Origin of the sequence: Variovorax sp. LjRoot84 (genome assembly GCF_964254305.1) — a bacterium.
Taxonomy (GTDB): domain Bacteria; phylum Pseudomonadota; class Gammaproteobacteria; order Burkholderiales; family Burkholderiaceae_C; genus Variovorax.
This window is the reverse complement of the sequence record NZ_CAXUTE020000001.1, coordinates 3742249-3767272: the sequence shown is the minus strand read 5'-3', so window position 1 is coordinate 3767272 and position 25024 is coordinate 3742249. Positions and strand designations below refer to the sequence as shown.

The 25024-nt window shown below is 64.9% G+C and carries 21 protein-coding genes and 1 pseudogene; 15 read left to right on the top strand and 7 right to left on the bottom strand.

What is annotated here, in order from left to right:
- The first annotated feature begins 7 nt into the window (after window positions 1-7).
- A complete protein-coding gene (locus tag ACSQ9I_RS18695; RefSeq protein WP_436314057.1) occupies window positions 8-1588 on the top strand; it encodes a PepSY domain-containing protein in 1581 nt (526 codons plus the stop codon).
- On the opposite strand, the gene ACSQ9I_RS18690 is transcribed toward ACSQ9I_RS18695, so the two are convergent.
- From ACSQ9I_RS18690 to ACSQ9I_RS18680, 3 genes are all read right to left on the bottom strand, one after another.
- Window positions 1585-2811, bottom strand: a complete 1227-nt coding sequence (locus ACSQ9I_RS18690; protein ID WP_436314056.1) for an IS110 family transposase — start codon at window positions 2809-2811, stop codon at window positions 1585-1587. The genes ACSQ9I_RS18695 and ACSQ9I_RS18690 overlap by 4 nt on opposite strands.
- 476 nt (window positions 2812-3287) lie before the next feature.
- Window positions 3288-3941 (bottom strand): hypothetical protein, encoded by a 654-nt coding sequence (locus ACSQ9I_RS18685; RefSeq protein ID WP_436314055.1) that lies wholly within the window; start codon window positions 3939-3941, stop codon window positions 3288-3290.
- A 59-nt stretch (window positions 3942-4000) separates the two neighbouring features.
- Window positions 4001-5218, bottom strand: coding sequence for a site-specific integrase (locus tag ACSQ9I_RS18680; RefSeq protein ID WP_436314054.1), 1218 nt, complete (start codon window positions 5216-5218; stop codon window positions 4001-4003).
- A 95-nt stretch (window positions 5219-5313) separates the two neighbouring features.
- Here ACSQ9I_RS18680 and dusA point away from each other — a divergent pair, with 95 nt between their 5' ends.
- Window positions 5314-6315 carry a tRNA dihydrouridine(20/20a) synthase DusA gene (dusA, locus tag ACSQ9I_RS18675; RefSeq protein ID WP_436314053.1) on the top strand — a complete coding sequence of 334 codons (1002 nt, stop codon included), beginning with the start codon at window positions 5314-5316 and terminating at the stop codon, window positions 6313-6315.
- A gap of 113 nt (window positions 6316-6428) precedes the next feature.
- On the opposite strand, the gene ACSQ9I_RS18670 is transcribed toward dusA, so the two are convergent.
- Window positions 6429-7076: a GntR family transcriptional regulator gene (locus ACSQ9I_RS18670; protein ID WP_093108204.1), complete on the bottom strand. Its 648-nt coding sequence runs from the start codon at window positions 7074-7076 to the stop codon at window positions 6429-6431.
- A 125-nt stretch (window positions 7077-7201) separates the two neighbouring features.
- Between ACSQ9I_RS18670 and scpA the strand changes: the two genes are divergently transcribed.
- The 7 genes and pseudogenes from scpA to ACSQ9I_RS18635 all read left to right on the top strand — a co-directional run bounded on the left by scpA (window position 7202) and on the right by ACSQ9I_RS18635 (window position 16001).
- Window positions 7202-9361, top strand: coding sequence for a methylmalonyl-CoA mutase (gene scpA / locus ACSQ9I_RS18665; RefSeq protein ID WP_436314052.1), 2160 nt, complete (start codon window positions 7202-7204; stop codon window positions 9359-9361).
- 73 nt (window positions 9362-9434) lie between these two features.
- Window positions 9435-9644: pseudogene (locus ACSQ9I_RS18660) on the top strand (GIY-YIG nuclease family protein); the annotation flags it as partial.
- Between the two features lie 162 nt (window positions 9645-9806).
- On the top strand, window positions 9807-10892 hold the full coding sequence (gene meaB / locus ACSQ9I_RS18655; RefSeq protein WP_436315777.1) for a methylmalonyl Co-A mutase-associated GTPase MeaB: 1086 nt from the start codon (window positions 9807-9809) through the stop codon (window positions 10890-10892).
- Entirely contained in the window at window positions 10889-12421 is a 1533-nt protein-coding gene (locus tag ACSQ9I_RS18650) for an acyl-CoA carboxylase subunit beta (protein ID WP_436314051.1), read from the top strand. The genes meaB and ACSQ9I_RS18650 overlap by 4 nt, the downstream gene beginning before the upstream one ends.
- Before the next feature lie 15 nt (window positions 12422-12436).
- Window positions 12437-14494, top strand: a complete 2058-nt coding sequence (locus tag ACSQ9I_RS18645; RefSeq protein WP_436314050.1) for an acetyl-CoA carboxylase biotin carboxylase subunit — start codon at window positions 12437-12439, stop codon at window positions 14492-14494.
- Entirely contained in the window at window positions 14494-15528 is a 1035-nt protein-coding gene (gene bioB / locus ACSQ9I_RS18640; RefSeq protein ID WP_436315776.1) for a biotin synthase BioB, read from the top strand. The genes ACSQ9I_RS18645 and bioB overlap by 1 nt, the downstream gene beginning before the upstream one ends.
- Window positions 15525-16001, top strand: a complete 477-nt coding sequence (locus ACSQ9I_RS18635; RefSeq protein WP_436304550.1) for a VOC family protein — start codon at window positions 15525-15527, stop codon at window positions 15999-16001. The genes bioB and ACSQ9I_RS18635 overlap by 4 nt, the downstream gene beginning before the upstream one ends.
- A gap of 39 nt (window positions 16002-16040) precedes the next feature.
- On the opposite strand, the gene ACSQ9I_RS18630 is transcribed toward ACSQ9I_RS18635, so the two are convergent.
- The 3 genes from ACSQ9I_RS18630 to ACSQ9I_RS18620 form a co-directional block, all read right to left on the bottom strand.
- Entirely contained in the window at window positions 16041-16661 is a 621-nt protein-coding gene (locus tag ACSQ9I_RS18630) for an RnfABCDGE type electron transport complex subunit B (RefSeq protein WP_093108190.1), read from the bottom strand.
- 12 nt (window positions 16662-16673) lie between these two features.
- Window positions 16674-18062 (bottom strand): polyhydroxyalkanoate depolymerase, encoded by a 1389-nt coding sequence (locus tag ACSQ9I_RS18625; protein ID WP_436314049.1) that lies wholly within the window; start codon window positions 18060-18062, stop codon window positions 16674-16676.
- Window positions 18063-18158: 96 nt separating this feature from the next.
- Window positions 18159-19355, bottom strand: coding sequence for an amino acid aminotransferase (locus ACSQ9I_RS18620; protein ID WP_093108186.1), 1197 nt, complete (start codon window positions 19353-19355; stop codon window positions 18159-18161).
- Window positions 19356-19465: 110 nt separating this feature from the next.
- On the opposite strand from ACSQ9I_RS18620, the gene uvrB reads away from it, so the two are divergent.
- From uvrB to hscB, 6 genes are all read left to right on the top strand, one after another.
- On the top strand, window positions 19466-21598 hold the full coding sequence (gene uvrB, locus ACSQ9I_RS18615; protein WP_436309339.1) for an excinuclease ABC subunit UvrB: 2133 nt from the start codon (window positions 19466-19468) through the stop codon (window positions 21596-21598).
- Window positions 21599-21818: 220 nt separating this feature from the next.
- Window positions 21819-22355 (top strand): Fe-S cluster assembly transcriptional regulator IscR, encoded by a 537-nt coding sequence (iscR, locus tag ACSQ9I_RS18610; protein WP_093108182.1) that lies wholly within the window; start codon window positions 21819-21821, stop codon window positions 22353-22355.
- A gap of 80 nt (window positions 22356-22435) precedes the next feature.
- Window positions 22436-23656: an IscS subfamily cysteine desulfurase gene (locus ACSQ9I_RS18605; RefSeq protein ID WP_436314048.1), complete on the top strand. Its 1221-nt coding sequence runs from the start codon at window positions 22436-22438 to the stop codon at window positions 23654-23656.
- 22 nt (window positions 23657-23678) lie between these two features.
- Complete coding sequence (gene iscU / locus ACSQ9I_RS18600) at window positions 23679-24092, top strand: Fe-S cluster assembly scaffold IscU (RefSeq protein WP_436292707.1); 414 nt, start codon at window positions 23679-23681, stop codon at window positions 24090-24092.
- Window position 24093: 1 nt separating this feature from the next.
- On the top strand, window positions 24094-24417 hold the full coding sequence (gene iscA / locus ACSQ9I_RS18595) for an iron-sulfur cluster assembly protein IscA (protein WP_093108176.1): 324 nt from the start codon (window positions 24094-24096) through the stop codon (window positions 24415-24417).
- A 61-nt stretch (window positions 24418-24478) separates the two neighbouring features.
- Complete coding sequence (gene hscB / locus ACSQ9I_RS18590) at window positions 24479-24997, top strand: Fe-S protein assembly co-chaperone HscB (protein ID WP_436314047.1); 519 nt, start codon at window positions 24479-24481, stop codon at window positions 24995-24997.
- Window positions 24998-25024 lie beyond the last annotated feature (27 nt).

The following is a 25024-nucleotide window of genomic DNA, read 5'->3' as shown; positions in this document are numbered from 1 at the left end:
TGCGCGTGTGAAACAAGTCGATGGCAAAGGCATGAAGCCGGCCCTGATCTTCATCCACAAGTGGCTCGGCATCTCGCTGGCGCTGCTGTTTGTGATGTGGTTTCTCAGCGGCATCGTGCTGTACTACGTGCCGTTCCCCAACCTCACGCAGGCAGAGCGCCGGGCCGGGCTGAAGCCATTGGCACCGGCCACCGGCTGCTGCCTGACGGCCGAAGAAGCGGCAGGACGAGCCGGCGTGGCGTTCACCGAAGCACGCCTCGCGATGACCGGGGAAGAGACGCCGGCCTGGCGGCTGCTGGTCGATATCGGCAACAAGGGCGCCCCGCAGTGGCAATCGCTCGATGCCCGCACCGGTGCGCGGATGGCGCCGCTGACGTCCGTCCAGGCCATGAAGGTGGCCGAGACCTTCAGCGGCCGGCGAGCGCTTCAGGCCGACGGGCTCGAGCGTGACCAGTGGACGGTTCCACAAGGATTGGATTCTTACCGTCCGCTCTTCAAAGTCAGCCTGGAAGGCGACGACGGCCTCGAACTGTACGTGTCCAGCACGGCTGCCGAAGTAGTGCGCGACACGCGCCGTGCCGAGCGGTTCTGGAACTGGATCGGCGCCGTGCCGCACTGGATCTATCCGACCGTTCTACGGCAGTTCCCGCAAGCGTGGAACCAGGTCGTCGTCTGGCTCTCGATCCCTGGCGTGGTGCTGGCCGGGACCGGACTGGCGCTGGGCATCTGGCAGTTGTTCCTCAATCGAACGCGCTGGATTCCCTATCGCAAGTTCTGGATGCGTTGGCATCACATCGCGGGCCTGGTCGCCGCAGTGTCCACGCTCACCTGGATCTTCTCGGGCCTGATGTCGATGAATCCTTACGGAGTGTTCTCTTCACGGGGACTTTCGGCCGTCGAGCGCGACCGCTGGCTCGGCGCCGACCGGGGCGCCCTTGTGGCGCCGCAGCTTGCCCTGACTGCAATCGTGGCCCGGGAGGCAGGTGCACAGCCGTTGGAACTGGAGCGGATTCGCATCGACGGGCAAGTCTGGTACCGCATCCAGGGCACGCAGCGACAGTGGTGGGTGCGCGCGGACGATGCGAGCGCCATGCCGGCGGTGGAATCGGTGTTGCCGGACGGATTGGTGGCGGGCTCCCTGCAACGCCTGCGCGGCATCGACCGCCCCCCTTTGAGCGTGACGCGGATCGATCGCTACGACGATGTCTACTACGCGAAGAATCCGCCCTCGGTGGAGGCGCTGGACACCCGGCCGCTGCCCGTCTGGCACGCCCATTGGCCCGACGGCACGGACCTGTATGCCGACGCCACCTCGGGCAAAGTGCTGTTGCGAGTCGACACGTCAGGGCGTTGGCAGCGGCTGCTTTACCAGGGGTTGCACAGTCTCGACTTCAAGCCGCTGCGCGCACGGCCCTGGTTGCGCGAAGCCCTGGTGCTGATTCTTTCGCTGCTCGGTACGGCCCTGTGCATCACATCGTGCGTCATTGGATGGCGCGCTCTGTCGAAATCGGCTACGCGCCCTTCGCCGGGCAGGATGCGGTGCCAGGCCCTGAGTGACACGAACACTCGACCTACTAAGAAGCGCTAACCCGTATGTACCAGCGCGGGAACATCGCAGCCGAGGTCTTGAAGTCGTTTCATGAGGCGACGGATGATCTTGGTTCGATCCTGGCGGTCGAAGTGTTCGCTGCCCAAGTCGTTGTACTCGGTGCCGTCGCGAAGCATGTGGTACGCGGCGGTGAGCATCGAGGCGGCCACAGCGAGGATGGCCTTCTTGGCTCCGCGGCGTGCTTTGATACGCAGGAACTGCGCTCGCAGGTAGCTGGTCTTCACGCGCACCGCGGCCCAGGCGGCGGTCACCAGGGTGGTCTTGATCCAGGTGCCGCTCTTGCGCACGCGGGTGGAGCGACGCTTGCCGGCGCTCTCGTCGCTGCGCGGACACAGGCCTGCCCAGGAGATCAGATGGCCGGCACTGGGGAAGCGCGACATGTCTACGCCGATCTCCGCCACTATGACGCTGGCCGTCAGGTCACTGACCCCCGGCATCGTCGTGAGCAGGCGGGCGCGCTGCCGGATCGGCGCCAGCGCTTTTCCCACGGCCGCATCCAGTTCGGCCAACGTGCGTTGCAGGGCATCGATCACCTGCAGGTGCAGCCGCAGCATCGTGCGATGGTGCTCGGTGATGCGTCCGCGCAGCGCCTCGCGCAGCTCAGCGCTCTTGTTGCGCGCCGTGCCCTGGGCCAGCGCGGCCAGATGCGCCGGATCGCTCTGGCCGGCGACGATGGCATCGAGCATGGCGCGCCCGCTCTTGCCCAGCACATCCGACAGGACGCTGCCCAGCTTGAGATTGGCGTCCTCCAACACCTTTTGAATGCGCAGCGAGTGCTGAGAGACCTCGCGCACGAGTTGCTTGCGGGTGCGGGTGAGGTCGCGCAGCTGCTGGATGGCCTGCGGCGGCACGAAGCTGGAGCGGATCAAGCCGTGCGCGAGCAGATCGGCAATCCACATCGCGTCGTTGACGTCGGTCTTGCGACCAGGCACGTTTCGAATATGCGCCGCATTGGCCAGCACCAACTCGAACTCAGCCTCCAGCACATGCCACACCGGCTTCCAGTACACGCCGGTGGCCTCCATCGCCACGTGGGTGCAGTCGTGCTCGGCCAGCCAATCGGCCAGTTCGAGCAACTGGGTGGTTGTGGTGCCGAAGCTGCGCACCTCCTGATGCATGGGCGGCGAGACGCATCGCACGCAGGCCACGATGGTGTCCTTGTGCACGTCCAGGCCCGCACAGCGCGTGTAAAGCACTTGCATGAGAACCTCCTGGCGGTTGATGGGCACCGCAGGCAGTCCTCGTCATCGAACTCTACTAAGCGTGCTTCGGGGCGTCGCCGCCCTCTGCCACATTCCGGGGTGCTCGCAGGACTGCGGGTCCAACTACTGAACGGGCTTGTCGCACCAAGGGAAAGCCGACCTCGTCAGCAGCGCCCAAATTCATCCTACAACCACGCGCCATCTGTCGCCAGCCACGTCCCCCGCTTCATGCCCCGGGGTCGGGCTCGCCCGATGGCGAACTACTGATTAAGAGTCTGAAATCAACTCAGGATAGTTACGCCGCTTGCTGCTTGTGGACCTTGCCGCCGCTTCGATCTTCGCCTTGACTTGGGTTGTCACGCGCGGGATGCCCTTGCTTGAGACATTGAAAACGCGGCCGGGCGCTGCCTTCGCTGCCTTTGCGGGCTTCCTGATGGCTGTGGGGCTAGTCATGGGGACCTCCGACAGAGAATTTCTCACCCGTATAGGTTAGCAGTTTGAGCCAGGAGTGATCCTTCCGCCTCCCACCATGCCGGATCGACGTCCAGAATATCCTGGACAGTTCGACAGCCCTGCAGGTGCGGCGCACTACGCTGCTCATCGAGTAAGAGTGCGGCGTCAAAACCAAGCTTCGGCCATACCTTGAACCCGACGTGGCGTTCCTGGAACCCTTTGCCGCCCGCGGCGATCAGTGAGATCTGGGTCAAACCTGCGAGATGGGCAGTGACGGCACACAGGGCGAATGCAATGGCGCCCAGACCGTGGGGCGTCCGGTGCTTGTCCAGGAAAAAATGGTCGATGTGTATTCCCTCGATGAAGAGACCCGCGGTGCCAGTCTCTTCGCTGAAGATCACCAGTTTGTTCTTGTGGCCCGCCTGAATGACCTTGGCGTTGATCACCGTGAAATACATGCCGGGCGGCGCGTCGTCGCGGCCCGGCCGTCTCTCGGCCTGCCGGTGGACGCGGCTCCCGTCGAACACGGAGAACAAGTGGATGAATTCCAGGGTCGACAAGCTACCGAAGGCGAATTCAAAACTGTTTGTTGGGTCCAACTCAACGCCATCAAACCTGACGCGCGTGCCAGTCAGGTAAGTCTGCGTGATTTCATGGGCAAGCAGGACTTGGTGCAAGTCAGCCAGGTGTGATCGATAGAAGGGCGTCTGTTGAAGTGGCACGGTCCGAAGTCGAACTAGATTGAAGCGCTCAGGCCGAGGGCTTCATGTTCATGATGTGGCTTTGCAACTTGCGAGGAGTGGGCCGAGTTGGTCTGTGGGACACGGCGCTCCGGGTTGCTCCAGGCACCCAACGCGATGTCTGCCGGCGTCGGGCCGGTGGGTATATCGAGCGACGTCGGGATGTTCTTTGGCTTGATGCTGCGCAGATGCTCAGGCCTCAGGTGGGTGTATCGCTTGAGCATCTTCCAGTCTTTATGCCCAGTCACAAGCGCAGCCTGCTCGATGGTGAACCCGGCCTCGAAGAGGCGACTGGCTGCTTCGTGCCGTAGATCATGGAACTTGAGGTCCTTGATCCTCAATTCCTTGCATGCCCGCCGGAAAGCGGTCCCGACAGAGCGCCCGTCGTACGGAAAGACAAGGCTACTGTTCCCGGAGAACGGTTTCTGCTCCTCGAGAATGGCCCAGGCATCGAAGCCCGTGACATCAAGCAATGGCACCTTCTGGTCATTGCCATTCTTGTCCCGTGGATCTTTCCGGTCACGCACGATCACGGTATGAGCCTTGGCATCGATGTCCTCCCATCGGATGCGGCAGATCTCGTCCTGGCGCATCGCAGTAGCGACGGCGAACCGCATGATTCGCCCCAGGGGGATGACCTGCCGTGAATTGCTGGCGAAGTAATCGGCAAGCGCCTGCAGTTCGTCGAGGGTAGGACGGCGGTCGCGTTCCCGCCCCTTGCCTACCAGGCCCAGGCGCTTGAGCGCGATACGGGCCAGGTCGATGGGCTCGACCTGAATGCGGACCCCGTGAACGGCCGCCGCGTGAGAAACTACCAGCTTGATGTAGCCGATGTCCATGCTGATGGTGACGGGGCCGGCACCTTCCTTGGCGCGGTCCTTGCCGAACTGGATGAGCCGCTCGCGCGTGAGGTCCTTCAGCTTCAGCTTGCCCAGCTTCGTCTTGAGTGCATCGAGGGTGAAGGCCTTGGAGCGCCGAGGCGCTCGCAGCACCTCCTTCATGTCGGTGACATGCAGATCGATCAGATCGCCGAAGGTGGTCGGGTCCTTGACCTTTGAACGGCTGGCGGGCTCGCCCAGATCGATGCGGCGTTCGGTCGCGAGAGCCCACTCCTGGGCATCCTTGTGCCGCCGAAAGGTTTCGCTCGCGTAGACACCCTTGCGGCGGACTTGCGCGCGCCAGTTGCCGGACGGAAGCTGCTTGAAGGTGGGCATTTCGTGTGCGCTATGTGTGCACTGACAGGGCGAAATGGGGCGTGTTCGGGCGTTTTGGAGTGCACACGAGCGTGCACACGAGGGGTTCTAAGTGTATGAATGATATCGCTAAGTCGTTGAATTTAAAAGAGAAAAGCGTCTCGGTCGCTCCGATGATGGATTGGACCGACCGCCACTGCCGCTACCTTCACCGGCTGCTGACGCGCCGCGCCTTGCTCTACACCGAGATGGTGACCACGGGCGCGCTGGTGCACGGCGACGTGCCGCGGCATCTTCGCTTCAACGCCGAGGAACATCCGGTCGCGCTGCAACTCGGCGGCAGCGAGCCGGCCGAGCTCGCGCATTGCGCCAAGCTCGGCGAGGAATGGGGTTACGACGAGATCAACCTCAACTGCGGCTGCCCAAGCGAGCGCGTGCAGCGCGGCGCTTTCGGCGCCTGCCTGATGAACGAGCCGCAGCTGGTGGCCGACTGCGTGAAGGCGATGGTCGACGTGGTGAAGGTGCCGGTCACCGTCAAGCACCGCATTGGCATCGACAAGACCGAGAGCTACGAGTTCGTGCGCGATTTCGTCGGCGCGGTGAGCGAGGCGGGTTGCCGCACCTTCATCGTCCATGCGCGCAACGCCTGGCTCAAGGGCCTGTCGCCCAAGCAGAACCGCGAGGTGCCGCCGCTGCGCTACGAGCTGGTGCACCGGCTGAAGCACGACTTCCCCGAGCTCGTTTTTTCGATCAACGGCGGCTTCGACGACAACGCGCAGATGCATGCGCACCTGCGCCTGCTCGACGGCGTCATGATCGGGCGCGAGGCCTATCACAACCCCTGGTGGCTCAGCGAATGGGACGCGGTCTTCTTCAAGGAAGCGCCGTCCACGCTCACGCGCGAAGAGGTCGAGCTAGCGATGTGCGACTACATGGTGCGCGAGGCCGCCGAGCACGGCACGCCGTGGTCGAACATCGCGCGCCACATGCTGGGCCTGCGCAACGGCCTCGCGGGGGCGCGCCGCTGGCGTCAGGTGTGGAGCGACCACAGGCTCAAGGCGCTGGCGCCGCACGACGTGATGGCGCTCGCGCACGAGCCTGTGGCGCAGGCGGCCTGATCAGGCCGCCATCAGCCGCGCTTCGGGCACGTCCTCGATGGTGGTGCGGCGCAGCTCGCGGCGCTCGGCGATGTCGTAGCGCCTGCCGCGGTGCAGGGTGCTGCTGAGCGGCTTCAGGTCGCGGCTTCCAAACCGTTCTTGAAGTGCTGCTGCATGCGCGCCATGGCAGCAGCCGGATCGCGCGCCTGGATCGCGGCCATGATCGCGCGGTGCTCCTTGAGCGACTCGGCGATGCGGCCCGACTTCAACAGCGAGTTGTGCCGGTTGAGCTTCATCACCTTGCGCAAGTCGGCCACCATCTGGTCGCGCCAGCGGTTGTCGGCGATGGCAAGCAGCCGCATATGGAAGCGCTCGTTGACCGCGAAGAAGTGGGCGCGGTCCACCTTGCCGGGGGCGGCAGCGGCTTCGAGCTCGGCGTGCAGCGCTTCCAGCTCGGCCAGCTGCGCCTCGGAAACGTGTTCAGCCACCACGCCGGCGGCATCGCTTTCGAGCAGGCTCAGCAGATGATAGACGTCGGCCAGGTCTTTCTCGGACACCTCGGTCACATAGGCGCCGCGCCGCACTTTCATCGTGACCAGGCCCTCCGCCGCCAGCACCTTCAGCGCCTCGCGCAGCGGCGTGCGGCTGATGCCGTATTCCTCCGCCAGCTTGAGCTCGTCGATCCAGCTGCCGGGCTCGAGCTCGCGGTTGAAGATGCGCTGGCGCAGCAGCTCCGCCACCTCTTCATAGAGGGCGCGCGGGGTCAGGGTGAGGGCGGACATGCACGGAATGTACCGCAAGTACGGACTCTGAATTAATAATTACAGATGGGTTAGACTCGCCTTGAACTGTCTCGCCCCTGCGTGGACACTCCTCGACACTTGCACGACCTTGCAAAGCGGCGCCCATGAGCAAATCCGAACCGAACTTCAAAACCGCGACCCTCGACGCCTGGACCCAAGCCGCTGCCAAGTCTGCTCCGGGCGGAGACCTGTCGGCGCTGAACTGGATCACGCCCGACGGCATCACCGTCAAGCCGCTCTACACCGCCGCCGACCTGCAGGGCCTGAAGTACACCGACACGCTGCCTGGCTTCGAGCCCTACCTGCGCGGACCGCAAGCCACCATGTACGCGGTGCGCCCGTGGACCATCCGGCAGTACGCGGGCTTCTCGACCGCCGAGGAGTCGAACGCCTTCTATCGCAAGGCGCTGGCCGCGGGCGGGCAGGGCGTGAGCGTGGCCTTCGACCTGGCCACGCACCGCGGCTACGACAGCGACCATCCGCGCGTGACCGGCGACGTCGGCAAGGCCGGCGTGGCGATCGACAGCGTGGAGGACATGAAGATCCTGTTCGACCAGATCCCGCTCGACAAGGTCAGCGTCTCGATGACCATGAACGGCGCGGTGCTGCCGGTGCTCGCGGGCTACATCGTCGCGGCCGAGGAACAGGGTGTCGCGCAGGACCAGCTCTCGGGGACCATCCAGAACGACATCCTCAAGGAGTTCATGGTCCGCAACACCTACATCTTTCCGCCCGAGCCTTCGATGCGCATCATCGGGGACATCATCGAGTACACGGCCCAGAAGATGCCGAAGTTCAACTCGATCTCGATCAGCGGCTATCACATGCAAGAGGCCGGCGCCAACCAGGCGCTCGAGCTCGCCTTCACGCTGGCCGACGGCAAGGAGTACGTGAAGACCGCGCTGGCCAAGGGGCTGGACGTCGACGGCTTCGCCGGGCGCCTGAGCTTCTTCTGGGCCATCGGCATGAACTTCTACCTCGAGGTGGCCAAGATGCGCGCGGCGCGCCTGCTGTGGTGCCGGATCATGAAGGAGTTCAACCCCAAGAACCCCAAGAGCCTGATGCTGCGCACCCATTGCCAGACATCGGGCTGGAGCCTGACCGAGCAGGACCCGTACAACAACGTGGTGCGCACCACCATCGAGGCGATGGCGGCGGTGTTCGGCGGCACGCAGAGCCTGCACACCAACGCGCTCGACGAAGCCATCGCGCTGCCGACCGAGTTCAGCGCGCGCATCGCGCGCAACACGCAACTCATCATCCAGGAAGAGACGCACATCACGAACGTGATCGACCCGTGGGCCGGCAGCTACATGATGGAGAAACTCACGCAGGACATGGCCGACGCCGCCTGGGCGATCATCGAGGAGGTCGAGGCCATGGGCGGCATGACCAAGGCGGTGGACAGCGGTTGGGCCAAGCTCAAGATCGAGGCGGCCGCAGCCGACAAGCAGGCGCGCATCGATTCGAGCCGGGACGTGATCGTCGGCGTCAACAAGTACAAGCTCGAGTCCGAGGACACGCACGACATTCTTCAGATCGACAACGTCAAGGTGCGCGACGGCCAGATCGCCAGGCTCAAGGCGATCCGCGAGAAGCGCGACGGCGCTGCGGTGCAAGCGGCGCTCGATGCGCTCACGGCGGCTGCAGAAAGCGGCAAGGAAAATCTGCTCGACCTGAGCGTCCAGGCGGTGCGCCTGCGCGCCACGGTCGGCGAGATCAGCGACGCGCTCGAAAAGGTCTACGGCCGGCACCGCGCCGACACGCAGAAGGTGACGGGCGTCTATGCCGCCGCCTACGACTCGGCCGAAGGCTGGGAGGCGCTGCAGCACGAGATTGCGGCCTTCGCCGAAGAGCAGGGCCGGCGCCCGCGCGTGATGATCTCCAAGCTCGGCCAGGACGGCCACGACCGCGGCGCCAAGGTCGTCGCCACCGCCTTCGCCGACCTCGGCTTCGACGTCGACATGGGGCCGCTGTTTCAGACCCCCGAGGAGTGCGCGCGCCAGGCGATCGAGAACGATGTGCATGCGGTGGGTGTGAGCACCCTCGCGGCGGGCCACAAGACGCTGGTACCGGCGATCATCCAGGAGCTGAAGAAGCAGGGCGCCGACGACATCATCGTCTTCGTCGGCGGCGTGATTCCGCGGCAGGACTACGACTTTCTGTACGAGGCAGGCGTCAAGGGCATCTACGGTCCGGGCACGCCGATTCCGGCCAGCGCCAAGGACGTCCTGGAACAGATTCGCGCGGCGGTTGCCGCTTGATAGTGCGCCGGGTCACGCCAACCCACCCACCCGTTCGGGCTGAGCTTGTCGAAGCCTTCCCTGCCTTGCCCACGTGAAACCCTTCTACGCCTATCTGCTGCGTTGTTCGGACGGCTCCTACTACGCCGGCCAGACCGACGACATCGACCTGCGCATGCAGCAGCATGGCGACGGACAGATCGGCTACACCGCCACCCGCAAGCCGGTCGAGTTGGTGTGGAAGGCCGAATTCGAAACGCGGGAGGGCGCCATCGCTTTCGAGCAGCAAATCAAGGGCTGGTCGCGGGCGAAAAAGGAGGCGTTGATTCGTGGTGACTGGGATGAGATCAAGCAGCATGCGCGATCCAGGTCGGCGGATCGCCCCAAACCCGACCGTCCTGGGCCTGTCGAAGGGCTCGCGCGGCTTCGACAAGCTCAGCCCGAACGGGTGGGGGCGGGCGAAGCTCTGTCAGAGCGAGCGACCGCGGTGCTGGGTGGGGTTCTGGGCGACCATCCGCAAGTTCAGCGCCGCGCCATCGCCAAGGCGATCACGCTGCTCGAATCCACGCGCCCCGATCACCGCACCCAAGCCGACGAACTGCTCACGGCGCTGCTGCCGCACACCGGCAAGTCCTTCCGGCTCGGCATCTCCGGCGTGCCCGGTGTCGGCAAGTCGACCTTCATCGAGACGCTGGGCCTCCATCTGATCGGGCAGGGCCATCGCGTCGCGGTGCTCACGATCGACCCTTCGTCCACGGTGTCGGGCGGCTCGATCCTCGGTGACAAGACGCGCATGGAGAAGCTGTCGGTCCATGAACGCGCCTACATCCGGCCCAGCCCCTCGAGCGGCACGCTGGGCGGAGTGGCCGAGAAGACGCGCGAGGCGATGCTGGTGTGCGAAGCCGCGGGCTACGACATCGTGATCGTCGAAACCGTGGGTGTCGGCCAGAGCGAAACCGCGGTCTCCGGCATGACCGACATGTTCGTGCTGCTGCAACTGCCCAATGCCGGCGACGACCTGCAGGCGATCAAGAAGGGCGTGATGGAGCTGGCCGACCTGGTCGTCATCAACAAGGCCGACATCGACAAGGATGCGGCGACGCGCGCGCAGGCCCAGATCACTTCGGCGCTGCGGCTCTTCGGCCATCACGGCAATCCGGCGCACGCGCAGCACATGCACGCGGCCCATGCGGCGCCCGGTTCGCCGGAAGCGGAAGTGCGCTTCTGGCTGCCCAAGGTGATCCAGCTGAGCGCGCTGCTGGGCACCGGCATCGACGCCTTCTGGGCCGCGGTGCTGCAGTTCAAGGCGCTGCAAACCGCCAACGGCAAGCTTGCCACGCGCCGCGAAAAACAGGCGCTCGCGTGGATGTGGGAACGCATCGACGCAGGGCTCAAGCAGGCATTTCGCCAGCATCCGCAGGTGCGCGAGCTGCTGCCGAAGGCCAGCGCCCAGGTGGCGGCCGGCACGCTGCCGGCCTCGACCGCCGCACGCAATCTGCTCGCAGCCCAGGCGGGGCGAGCGCAGTTCAACACTTCCGACGGGACGACATGAAAGAAATCCTCGAACAACTCGAAAAACGGCGCGCCCAGGCGCGGCTCGGCGGTGGCCAGAAGCGCATCGATGCCCAGCATGCCAAGGGCAAGCTGACGGCGCGCGAACGCATCGAACTCCTGCTCGACGACAACACCTTCGAAGAGTGGGACATGTTCGTCGAGCACCGCTCCAGCGACTTCGGCATGGCCGACAACAAGATCCCCGGCGACGGCGTGGTCACCGGCTACGGCATGATCAACGGCCGCTTGGTCTTCGTCTTCAGCCAGGACTTCACCGTCTTCGGCGGCGCGCTCAGCGAAGCGCATGCCGAGAAGATCTGCAAGGTGATGGACCAGGCGATGAAGGTCGGCGCACCGGTCATCGGCCTCAACGACTCGGGCGGCGCCCGCATCCAGGAAGGCGTGGCCTCGCTCGGCGGCTATGCCGAGGTGTTCCAGCGCAACGTGATGGCTTCCGGCGTGGTGCCGCAGATCAGCATGATCATGGGCCCGTGCGCGGGCGGCGCGGTGTATTCGCCGGCCATGACCGACTTCATCTTCATGGTGCGCGACAGCTCCTACATGTTCGTCACGGGCCCCGACGTGGTGAAGACCGTGACCCACGAGGACGTGACGGCCGAGGAGCTCGGTGGCGCCACCACGCACACCACCAAGAGCGGCGTGGCCGACATGGCTTTCGAGAACGACGTCGAGGCGCTGATGATGCTGCGCCGGCTCTACAACTACCTGCCGCTCAACAACCGCGAGAAGGCGCCGGTGCGCCCGAGCGGCGACCCGGCCGATCGCGCCGACCTGTCGCTCGACACCCTGGTGCCCGACAACCCGAACAAGCCCTACGACATGAAGGAGCTGATCGTGAAGGTGGTCGACGACGGCGAGTTCTTCGAACTGCAGCCCGACTACGCGAAGAACATCGTGATCGGCTTCGCGCGCATGGAGGGGCAGAGCGTCGGCATCGTCGCTAACCAGCCGCTGGTGCTGGCCGGTTGCCTGGACATCAAGTCCTCGATCAAGGCTGCACGCTTCGTGCGCTTCTGCGATGCCTTCAACATCCCGGTCGTCACCTTTGTCGATGTGCCCGGCTTCATGCCCGGCACCAGCCAGGAGTACGGCGGCATCATCAAGCACGGCGCGAAGCTGCTCTATGCCTATGCCGAGTGCACGGTGCCGAAGATCACGGTGATCACGCGCAAGGCCTACGGCGGCGCCTACGACGTGATGGCCTCCAAGCATTTGCGCGGCGACGTCAATCTCGCCTGGCCGCGTGCCGAGATCGCGGTGATGGGCGCCAAGGGCGCGGTGGAGATCATCTTCCGCGAGGACAAGAACGATCCCGAGAAGCTGGCCGCGCGCGAGGCCGAATACAAGGCGCGCTTCGCCAATCCCTACGTGGCGGGCACGCGCGGCTACATCGACGATGTGATCCTGCCGAGCGAAACGCGCAAGCGCATCTGCCGCAGCCTGGTGATGTTGCGCGAGAAGAAGCTCGACAACCCGTGGCGCAAGCACGGAAACATCCCGCTCTGAGCCGGAGACAACAACATGTTCAAGAAAATCCTGATTGCGAATCGCGGCGAGATCGCTTGCCGCGTTATCAAGACCGCGAAGAAGATGGGCATCCTCACGGTCGCGGTGTATTCCGATGCCGACAAGGACGCGCGCCATGTCGAGCTGGCCGATGAAGCCGTGCACATCGGCGCCTCGCCGAGCCGTGAGAGCTACCTGCAGGCCGAGCGCATCATCGCCGCCTGCAAGAAGACCGGCGCCCAAGCCGTGCACCCGGGCTACGGCTTCCTGTCCGAGAACGAAGGCTTCGCGAAGAAGGTCGAGGAAGAGGGCATCGTCTTCATCGGCCCCAAGCACTACTCGATCGCGGCCATGGGCGACAAGATCGCCTCGAAGAAGCTTGCGAACGAGGCCAAGGTCAACACCATCCCGGGTTGGAACGACGCGATCGAAACGGCCGAGCGCGCGGTGGAGATCGCGCGCGGGGTCGGCTATCCGGTGATGATCAAGGCCTCGGCCGGCGGCGGCGGCAAGGGCCTGCGCGTGGCCTTCAACGACAAGGACGCCTTCGAGGGCTTCACCTCCTGCCGCAACGAGGCGCGCAACAGCTTCGGCGACGACCGCGTGTTCATCGAAAAGTTCGTCGAGGAGCCGCGCCACATCGAGATCCAGGTGCTCGGCGACGCGCACGGCAACGTGATCTACCTCAACGAGCGCGAGTGCTCGATCCAGCGGCGCCACCAGAAGGTGATCGAAGAGGCGCCGTCGCCTTTCATCAGCGAGGCCACGCGCAAGGCCATGGGCGAGCAGGCGGTGGCACTCGCCAAGGCGGTGAACTACCAGAGCGCAGGCACGGTGGAGTTCGTGGTCGGCAAGGACCAGAGCTTCTACTTCCTCGAGATGAACACGCGGCTGCAGGTGGAGCATCCGGTGACGGAGGCGATCACCGGGCTGGACCTGGTCGAGCTCATGATCCGCGTGGCCGCGGGCGAGAAGCTGCCGCTGGCGCAGGAAGAGGTACAGCGCAACGGCTGGGCCATCGAGTGCCGCATCAACGCCGAAGATCCGTTCCGCAATTTCCTGCCGTCGACCGGACGGCTGGTGCGCTTCCAGCCGCCGAAGGAGACGCTGTTCGCCGCGGAGCGCCCGGCTTCGAGCGCCTACGGCGGCGTGCGGGTCGACACCGGCGTCTACGACGGCGGCGAGATCCCGATGTTCTACGACTCGATGATCGCCAAGCTGATCGTGCACGGGCGCGACCGCAACCATGCGATCGCGCTGATGCGCGAGGCGCTCAACGGCTTCGTGATCCGCGGCATCGGCAGCAACATCCCCTTCCAGGCCGCGCTGCTCGCGCATCCCAAGTTCGTGAGCGGCGAATTCAACACCGGCTTCATCGGCGAGCACTACGGCAAGGGTTTCCATGCCGAGGACGTGCCGCACGACGATCCGGATTTCCTGGTCGCGCTGGCAGCCTACATGCACCGGCGCTACCGCGCGCGCGCCTCGGGCATCAGCGGGCAGCTCGAGGGGCACAGTGTGAAAGTGGGCGAGCAGTTCGTGGCGGTCGTGCTCGATGCGAAGGGCCAGCATGTGCACACGCCCGTCACGGTCAACGACTTCCACGGGCAGACGGGTTCCAGCGCGGTCGCGGTGGGTGCCCACAGCTACAAGATCGACAGCCATGCGCCGCTCGGCAGCGTCCGCGTCGAGGGCACGGTGAACGGCCGCGCCTTTACCGCGCGGGTCGAGCGGGGTGCCGGCAAGAATCCGCTGGCGCTGCGCGTTTCGCACAACGGCACGCAGATCGAAGCGATCGTGCTCTCGCCGCTGGGGTCGCGCTTGTTGAAGCTCATGCCCTACAAGGCGCCGCCGGACCTCAGCAAGTTCCTGATGTCGCCGATGCCGGGCCTTTTGGTCGAGGTCTCGGTGCAGCCGGGCCAGCAGGTGCAGGCCGGCGAGAAGCTTGCGGTGATCGAGGCCATGAAGATGGAAAACGTGCTCTTCGCCACGCAGGATGGCGTGGTCGGCAGCATCTCGGCCGCCAAGGGCGAATCGCTCGCGGTCGATCAAGTGATCCTGGAGTTTGCATGATGGGTGTCAACGATCTGCTTCCGGCTGCTAAAGCCGTTACCCTGCATCGGTCGGCCGCCAAGCCGGCGGCGCCGCGCGGCCCCTGGCCGGTCGAGGCCGTGCAGGCCTTGCTCGACAAGCCCTTCAACGACCTGCTGTTCGAAGCCCAGACCGTGCATCGTGCGCACTTCCCCGAGGGCGACATCGAGCTGGCCACACTGCTGTCGGTCAAGACCGGCGGCTGCCCCGAGAACTGCGGCTACTGTCCGCAGTCCGCCGAATTCGACACCGGCGTGAAGGCGCAGAAGCTGATGGAAGTCGACGAGGTCGTGCGCGCTGCTCAGGCGGCCAAGGACGCCGGCGCCACGCGCTTCTGCATGGGTGCGGCCTGGCGCGCGCCCAAGGACCGCGACGTCGAGAAGGTGGCGGTGCTGGTGGAAGCAGTCAAGGGCCTGGGCCTGCAGACCTGCGCCACGCTGGGCATGCTCGAGCCGCAGCATGCGAAGCAGCTCAAGGCCGCGGGCCTGGACTACTACAACCACAACCTCGACACCGCGCCCGAATACTACGGCGACATCGTCGACACGCGCACCTACCAGGACCGGCTCGACACGCTGGCCCACGTGCGCGCCGCCGGCATCAGCGTGTGCTGCGGGGGCATCGTCGGCATGGGCGAGACGCCGGTGCACCGCGCGGGCCTGATCGCGCAGCTGGCCAATCTCGATCCTTATCCGGAGTCCGTGCCCATCAACAGCCTGGTGCGCGTGCCGGGCACGCCGCTGGCCGATGCCGACCCGATCGACCCATTGGACTTCGTGCGCATGATCGCCGTGGCGCGTATCACGATGCCCAAGGCGCGTGTGCGGCTGTCTGCCGGCCGGCAGCAGTTGGGCGAAGCGGTGCAGGCGCTGTGCTTCCTGGCCGGCGCCAACTCGATCTTCTATGGCGACAAGCTGTTGGTGACCGGCAACCCGGACGTGGAAGCCGACGTGCAACTGCTGCGCAAGCTGGGGCTCGAGGCGCGGCGGACCAGCGAACAAGGAGCATGTGCATGAACCGTCCATTCAAGGTGCTCGGCGTCCAGCAGATCGCGATCGGCGGGCCCGACAAGACGCGCCTGCAGAAGCTCTGGGTCGAAATGCTCGGCCTCGAAGTGACCGGCACCTTCAAGAGCGAGCGCGAGAACGTCGACGAGGACATCTGCGTGATCGGCAGCGGACCTTTCAAGGTCGAGGTCGACCTGATGCAGCCGCTCGATCCCGAGAAGAAGCCGGCCGTCCATACCACGCCGCTCAATCACGTGGGCCTGTGGATCGACGATCTGCCTGCCGCCGTCGGATGGCTCGGCGCCCAGGGCGTGCGCTTCGCGCCGGGCGGCATCCGCAAGGGCGCGGCCGGTTTCGACATCTGCTTTCTGCACCCCAAGGGCAACGAGGAGTTCCCGATCGCGGGCGAAGGCGTGCTGATCGAACTCGTGCAGGCGCCGCCGGAAGTGGTAGCGGCTTTCTCGGCCCTGGCGGCAGGCTGAGCGCTCCAGCGCCCATGCAGGGCAGCAGGGCGTCGAGGATCAGGTTTTCTTGCCGTCGGCACGCGAAGCGGCCGCAGCGCGCGCGCGTGCCAGGGCGGCTTCGATCACGGCACGCTTGCGGTCCGGCGCAGCTTCGGGCGCCTTGGCGACCCGGGGTTCGTCGTGCTTCTCGCGCCGCTTGCCGTGCGCCTCATAGCGCTTGCGTGCCTGATCGGCTTGGGCCTGCGACCAGGCTTGCCAGCCGCTCTTGCCCGGCGTCGCCACTTCGAGCGAAATGCAGTCGACCGGGCAGGCCGGAATGCAGAGTTCGCAGCCCGTGCAGTGTGTTTCGATCACGGTGTGCATGCGCTTGTGGATGCCGAGGATCGCGTCGGTCGGGCAGGCGTCGAGGCACAGCGTGCAGCCGATGCACCAGGCCTCGTCGATCACGGCCAGGGCGCGTGGGCCTTCGGCGCCGAATTGCGGGTCGATCGGCCGCACCGGCTGGCCGGTGAGCTGCGACAGGCGCGCCACGCCTTCGGCGCCGCCCGGCGGGCATTGGTGGATGCCGGCACTGCCTTCTGCAATGGCTTGTGCGTACCCGGCGCAATCGGGATAGCCGCAGCGCGTGCACTGCGTTTGGGGCAGTGCGTCGAGGATGCGTGCAGCCAGCGCGTACACGGCCCTGGATCGTCAACGCGCAGCGCCGCGCGTCCGCCGCGCAGGGGCGGACTTGCGCGCCACGGCAGGGCGCTTGGCCGCCGCAGCGGCCTTGACCGTGTCTTCGGCCGTCACGCTGGAGCGCTCGGCGCGCTTTTGCGGCTGGTCGTGCGCGGCGATGAAGGCCTTCACCTCGGGGTAGACCCGTTCGCGCCAGCGGCGACCGCTGAAGATGCCGTAGTGGCCGGCGCCCTTGACTTCGTAGTGCTGCTGATGGGCGGCGCTGACGCCGGTGCACAGTTCGTGCGCGGCGCGGGTCTGGCCGGAGCCCGAGATGTCGTCCAGTTCGCCCTCGATCGTCAGCAGGCCGGTCGAATGGATGTCCTGCGGACGTACGCGCTCGAGCACGCCTTCGGGGCTCTTCACTTCCCAGGTGCCGTTGACAAGCTTGAAGTCCTGGAACACGGTGCGAATGGTGTCGAGGTAGTAGTCCGCATCCATGTCGAGCACGGCGTTGTACTCGTCATAGAACTTGCGGTGTGCCTCGGCGCTCGCGTCGTCGCCCTTGATCAGGTCCTTGAAGTAGTCGTAGTGGCTGCTTGCATGGCGATCCGGATTCATTGCGACGAAACCGGTGTGCTGCAGAAAGCCCGGGTACACGCGGCGGCCGACGCCCGGAAAGCCCTCCGGCACCCGATAGATCACGTTGTTCTCGAACCACTCGTAGCTCTTGTTCATCGCCAGGTTGTTGACGGCGGTGGGCGACTTGCGGGCATCGATGGGGCCGCCCATCATGGTCAGCGACAGCGGAATCTTCTCGCCGCGGCTGGCCATCAGCGACACCGCAGCCAGCACCGGCACCGTGGGCTGGCAGACGCTGATCACGTGGCAGTGTCCGTACTCGGCCTGCAGGTGGCGGATGAACTCCTGAACATAGTTGATGTAGTCGTCGAGGTGGAACTCGCCTTCGGACAACGGGACGAGGCGCGCATTGACCCAGTCGGTGACGTAGACCTTGTGATCCTGCAGCATGGTGCGCACGGTGTCGCGCAAAAGCGTAGCGTAGTGCCCCGACAAGGGCGCCACGATCAGCACCACGGGCTGGCTCTTGAGCGTCTGCAGGGTGTGCGGCTCGTCGGTGAAACGCTTGAAGCGCCGCAGCTGGCAGAAGGGCTTCTCGATCTCGACGACTTCCTGGATCACCACATCATCGCCGTCGACCTTGACAGTCTTGATGTCGAACCCCGGTTTCTCATAGTCCTTGCCCAGGCGGTAGAGGAGGTCGTAGCCGGCCGCCATGCGCTGCGCCAGCGGTGTCTGGCCGAAGACGGCGCCTTGACCGTAGAGCTTGGAGGCAGCCTGCGCGAAGTCGGCGAACGGCTCCATCAGGGAGCGTTGTGCTTCGTAGAGTTGATAGAGCATGAGGTCTGCGCGTTATGGGATGTTGCGATGCAATATATCAGCGGCGCAGACCAAATGTGCTAGGCACAAACACCCAATTGGTCTGGCCAATTTGTATCAGATGACCTTGGCGATGCTCTGGCAGACGTGGTCGATGTTCTTGCTGTTGAGCGCGGCCACGCACATGCGTCCGGTGTCGGTGCCGTAGACCCCGAACTCTTCGCGCAGGCGCACCATCTGGTCCTTGCTGAGGCCCGAGTAGCTGAACATGCCGATCTGCGTGGTGATGAAGCTCATGTCTTCTTTCACGCCGGCGGCCTTGAGGCCGTCGACCAGCTTCTGGCGCATCGCCTTGATGCGCACGCGCATCTCGCCGAGCTCTTGTTCCCACAGCGCGCGCAGTTCGGGCGTGCCGAGCACGGTTGCGACCACGGCGCCCCCGTGCGTCGGCGGGTTGCTGTAGTTGGTGCGGATCGCGACCTTGAGCTGGCTCAGCACGCGCGCGGCTTCTTCCTTGCTTTCGCACAGCACCGAGAGGGCGCCGACGCGTTCGCCGTAGAGGCTGAAGCTCTTGGAGAAGGAGGTCGAGACGAAGAAGTCCAGGCCGGCAGCGACGAACTTGCCGATGGCCGCGCCGTCCTCCTGGATGCCGTAGCCGAAGCCCTGATAGGCCATGTCGAGGAAGGCCACAAGCTTCTTTGACTTGACGGCAGCGACGACTTGGTCCCACTGGGCCGACGTGATGTCGTAGCCGGTCGGGTTGTGGCAGCAGGCGTGCAGCACGACGATGGTGCCGGCCGGGGCGGCGTTCAACGCGGCCAGCATGCCCTCGAAGTCGATGCCGCGCTTGGCAGCGTCGTAGTAGGGATAGCTTTCGACCGGGAAGCCGGCGTTGGTGAACAGGGCGCGGTGGTTCTCCCAGCTCGGGTCGCTGATCAGCACCTTGGCGTCGGGGTTGAGCTTCTTGAGGAAGTCGGCGCCGACCTTGAGGCCACCGGTTCCGCCGATGCCCTGGATGGTCGCGACGCGGCCGGACTTCACGGGCTCGCTGTCGGCGCCGAACACCAGGCCCTTCACGGCGTTGTCATAGGCCGCGATGCCGTCGATCGGCAGATAGCCGCGCGCGGTGGGCGTCTTGGTCATGCTCTGTTCGACCGCCTGTACGCACTGCAAGAGCGGCAGCTTGCCGTTGTCGTCGTAGTAGACGCCGACGCCGAGATTGACCTTGTTGGGGTTGCTGTCGGCGGCGAATTGCTCGTTGAGGCCCAGGATCGGGTCGCGCGGCGCCATCTCGACGGCGGTGAACATTGACATGGAAAAGTCCTTTGGGGGGTGATCGATGCACGGAACACCGGATCAGCGTTTAAGCTTTCCGGTTGCCTTGAATTTTACCGGCCGCGCCACCAACTCCCAGGGTCCACGCCATGCCAGAAATCACTGAAGCCATTCCCGAGCCGCAACACGCCGACCCCGTCGGTCCTGCAAAGCAGGGCGAATTCATCAAGTTCCCCGGTTCGCCGTTCGAGCTCTACCAGCCTTATCCGCCTGCAGGCGATCAGCCGAACGCGATTGCCGGCCTGGTCGAGGGCGTGCAGGACGGCGAGGTGTTCCAGACCCTGCTCGGCGTCACCGGCTCGGGCAAGACCTTCACCATGGCCAACGTGATCGCGCGGCTGGGCCGGCCGGCCATCGTGTTCGCGCCCAACAAGACGCTGGCCGCGCAGCTTTACAGCGAGTTCCGCGAGTTCTTTCCGAAGAACGCGGTCGAGTATTTCGTGAGCTACTACGACTACTACCAGCCCGAGGCCTACGTGCCGCAGCGCGACCTGTTCATCGAGAAAGACAGCTCGATCAACGAGCACATCGAGCAGATGCGGTTGTCGGCGACCAAGAGCGTGCTGGAGCGGCGCGACACCGTCATCGTGGCCACGGTGAGCGCGATTTACGGCATCGGCACGCCCGAGGACTACACGCAGATGCGCTTCATCATGCGCACCGGCGACAAGATCGGCCAGCGCGACGTGATCGGCCGGCTGATTCGCATGCAGTACACGCGCAACGAGCAGGATTTTTCGCGCGGCACCTTCCGCGTGCGCGGCGACACGATCGACGTGTTTCCGGCCGAGCACAGCGAGCTGGCGATCCGCATCGAGCTGTTCGACGACGAGATCGAGACGCTGCAGCTCTTCGATCCGCTCACGGGGCGCATCCGGCAGAAGATCCCGCGCTTCACGGTGTACCCCTCGAGCCACTACGTGACGCCGCGCGACAAGGTGCTGAGCGCGGTCGAGACCATCAAGATCGAGCTCGACGGCCGGCTCAAGGAGTTCGTGAGCCAGGGCAAGCTGGTCGAGGCGCAGCGGCTGGAGCAGCGCACGCGCTTCGATCTCGAAATGCTGGCCGAGATCGGCCACTGCAAAGGCATCGAGAACTACACCCGCCATCTCTCGGGCGCCGCGCCGGGCGAACCGCCCGCGACGCTGACCGACTACCTGCCGAAGGACGCGCTGATGTTCCTCGACGAGAGCCACCAGATGATCGGCCAGCTGGGCGGCATGTACAACGGCGACCGCGCGCGCAAGACCACGCTGGTCGAATACGGCTTCCGGCTGCCGTCGGCGCTCGACAATCGGCCGCTCAAGTTCGACGAGTTCGAAACGCGCATGCGGCAGTGCATCTTCGTCTCCGCTACGCCTGCGCAATACGAAAAGGACAACGCCGGCAACGTGGTCGAGCAGCTGGTGCGGCCGACCGGGCTGATCGACCCGGAAGTCGAGGTCCGCCCCGCTACCCACCAGGTGGACGACGTGCTGCAGGAAATCCGGCTGCGCGTCGACAAGAACGAGCGCGTGCTGATCACCACGCTCACCAAGCGCATGGCCGAGCAGTTGACCGACTACCTGAGCGACAACGGCGTCAAGGTGCGCTACCTGCACAGCGATGTCGACACGGTAGAGCGCGTCGAGATCCTGCGCGACCTGCGCCTCGGGGCCTTCGACGTGCTGGTCGGCATCAACTTGCTGCGCGAAGGCCTCGATATTCCCGAGGTGTCGCTGGTGGCGATCCTCGATGCCGACAAGGAAGGTTTTCTTCGCGCCGAGCGTTCGCTGATCCAGACCATCGGCCGGGCGGCGCGCAATCTGAACGGCAAGGCCATCCTCTATGCCGACCGCATGACCGACTCGATGACCAAAGCCATCGGCGAGACCGAGCGGCGGCGCGCGCGGCAGATCGCCCACAACGAGGCCCACGGCATCACGCCGCGCAGCATCGTGAAACAGGTGCGCGACCTGATCGACGGCGTCTACAGCGAAAAATCGACCAAGGAAGCCGCCAAGCGCGATCTCGAGCGCGCGAAGGTCGAGGACATGTCCGAAAAGGATGTCGCGCGCGAGATCAAGCGGCTGGAAAAGCTCATGCTGGAACATGCGCGCAACCTCGAGTTCGAGAAAGCCGCCCGGGTGCGCGACCAACTGGCGTTGTTGCGCGAGCAGGCTTTCGGCGCGCCCGGCAGGGACAACATCACAATACCGTCCGTGGGCGAGGCGGGCTCCTGATCGTCATTTGGAGCTTTCAATCGGGTTTACCCGAGCAAGCCGAAGGGCCTTCTGCTATACTTGAGCGAATTACTCAAGCAAACGAACTTCGCGATGAAGAACCGGCTCCTACCGACTGGATCACCAGCGGAAAGTGGGTCGGGAAGGGCGGAGACGGCGTCACCGAAGCCCACAACAGCCGCGGTGTCATTTCAACGGTAAGCACTCAAAGGAGCTTGCGATGCGTCTCACTACCAAAGGCCGTTTTGCGGTCACAGCCATGATCGATCTGGCGCTGCGCCAGAACACCGGTCCGGTCACGCTGGCCGCGATCAGCCAGCGGCAGCAGATTTCCCTTTCGTACCTCGAACAGCTGTTCGGCAAGCTGCGCCGTCACGAGTTGGTCGAGTCGACCCGCGGCCCCGGCGGCGGCTATTCGCTCGGCCGCAAGGCAGCGGATATCACCGTGGCCGACATCATTGTTTCCGTCGATGAACCCATCGATGCCACGCAATGCGGCGGCAAGGAAAACTGCCTGGGTGAAGCCGGCCGTTGCATGACCCATGAGCTGTGGGCATCGCTGAACCAGCGCATGGTCGAGTTCCTCGATTCCGTCACACTGCAGAAGCTGGTGGACGACCAGCTCGCCAAGGGCGTGCAGATCGAGAACAAGCCGGCGGTCAAGCGCGCGATTTCGAGCCAGCCGGTGGTCAAGCCGATCCGGGTCAACGCCCCGAATTCGGTGTTCGCACTGGGCAACGTCTTCGCCAAGTCGTGATCGGGGGCGCCTCGCGGCGCCGCTCGATCCGCTTTGACCCCGTTTCGACAAAGATAAACCCCCGCCAGCCTGAGCCAGCCATGGACGTCACTCCTCATTTCCCGATCTATCTCGACTACGGCGCGACGACGCCGGTCGATCCGCGCGTCGTCGACGCGATGATTCCCTGGTTGCGAGAGCACTTCGGCAACCCGGCATCGCGCAGCCACGCCTGGGGCTGGGAAGCGGAGGAGGTCGTCGAGAAGGCGCGTGCCGACGTGGCCGACCTGATCGGCGCCGACCCGCGCGAAATCGTCTGGACTTCGGGCGCCACCGAGTCGAACAACCTCGCGCTCAAGGGCGCGGCGCAGTTCTACAAGGGCAAGGGCAAGCACCTGATCACGGTCAAGACCGAGCACAAGGCCGTGCTCGACACCATGCGTGAACTCGAGCGCCAGGGCTTCGAAGTGAGCTACCTGGACGTGCAGGAAAACGGCCTGCTCGATCTCGAGGCCTTCAAGGCCGCGATTCGCCCCGACACCGTCCTCGCGAGCGTGATGTTCGTGAACAACGAGATCGGTGTGATCCAGGACGTGGTGACGCTCGGCAACATCTGCCGCGAAAAGGGCGTGATCTTCCACGTCGATGCGGCGCAGGCCACCGGCAAGGTCGAGATCGACGTCAAGAACCTGCCGATCGACCTCATGAGCCTGGCTTCGCACAAGACCTACGGCCCCAAGGGCATCGGCGCGCTGTACGTGCGTCGCAAGCCGCGCGTGCGGCTGGAAGCCCAGATGCACGGCGGCGGCCATGAGCGCGGCATGCGCTCGGGCACTCTGCCCACCCACCAGATCGTCGGCATGGGCGAGGCTTTCCGCCTTGCCAAGCTCGAGATGAAGGAAGACATTGTCAAGGCGCGTGCCTTGCAGCAGCGCCTGCTCAACGGCCTGAAGGACGTCGAGCAGGTCTTCATCAACGGCGACCTCGAACACCGCGTGCCGCACAACCTCAACATGAGCTTCAACTATGTCGAGGGCGAGTCGCTGATCATGGGCATCAAGGGCCTGGCGGTGTCGAGCGGTTCGGCCTGCACCTCGGCCAGCCTGGAGCCCAGCTATGTGCTGCGCGCGCTCGGCCGTAGCGACGAGCTCGCGCACAGCAGCCTGCGCATGACGATCGGCCGCTTCACGACCGCGGAAGAAATCGACTACGCGATCTCCACCATCAAGCACAACGTCGCCAAGCTCCGCGAGCTGAGCCCCCTGTGGGAAATGTTCCAGGACGGCATCGACATCAGCACGATCCAGTGGTCGGCGCATTGAACAACGACTGAGAGGTACACCCATGGCATATTCATCCAAGGTCATCGACCACTATGAAAACCCCCGCAACGTCGGCTCCTTCGAAAAGGGCGACGACTCGGTGGGCACGGGCATGGTCGGCGCACCGGCGTGCGGCGACGTCATGAAGCTGCAGATCAAGGTCAACCCGGAAACCGGTGTGATCGAAGACGCGCGCTTCAAGACCTATGGTTGCGGCTCGGCGATCGCGTCCTCTTCCCTCGTGACCGAATGGGTCAAGGGCAAGACCCTCGACCAAGCGGCCGCGCTGAAGAATGCGCAGATCGCCGAAGAACTGGCGCTGCCGCCGGTCAAGATCCACTGCTCGATCCTCGCGGAAGACGCGATCAAGGCGGCGGTCAGCGACTACAAGGCCAAGCACGGCGCTGCCGTGGCAAGCACGGAAGCTGCTCACTGACATGGCTGTGACCCTCACCGAATCGGCCGCGCGCCACGTCACCCGCTACCTCGGGAAGCGGGGCAAGGGCGTGGGCGTGCGGCTGGGCGTCAAGACCACGGGCTGCTCGGGCCTGGCCTACAAGCTCGAGTACGTGGACGAACTGGCGCCCGAAGATGTCGTGTTCGAAGACCATGGCGTGAAAGTGCTGGTCGACCCCAAGAGCCTGGCGTACATCGACGGCACGCAGCTGGATTTCGTGCGGGAAGGCCTCAACGAGGGCTTCAAGTTCAACAACCCGAACGAACGCGACCGCTGCGGCTGCGGCGAAAGCTTCCGCATCTGATTTCCGATCGGCTTCGCGCCCGAGCCGCCACCATGTCATGTGCTGGCGGCTTTTTATCGCCATGAACCTGAACGACACCGACTTCGAACTTTTCGCCGTGCCTGCCCGCTTTGCGCAGGACCGTGCCGCGCTGGACGCGCGCTGGAAGGAACTGCAGCGCGAGGCGCACCCCGATCGCTTTGCGGCCCAGGGCGCTGCGGCACAGCGTGTTGCGATGCAGTGGTCGGTGCGCATCAATGAGGCCTATCAGCGGCTCAAGGACCCGATCAAGCGGGCGAGCTATTTGTGCGCGCTGAACGGCTCCCCCATCGATGCCGAGAAAAACACGGCGATGCCCCCGGATTTCCTCCATCAGCAGATGGAATGGCGGGAGGAGCTCGATGACGCGCGCGACGCCGCCGCGCTCGACAAGCTGCGCGCGGAGGTCGAGGCCGGCCGCGCTCGTGCGCTGTCCTCGCTCGACCGGCTGATCGACGAGAAAGGCGATTACCCCGGCGCGGCGCGCCAGGTGAGAGCCCTCATGTTCATAGAGCGCTTTGCACAGGACATTGAAGCCAAGTCCGAGCAGTGGGGACAATAGCGGGATGAATTGCCCCCACGCTCATCA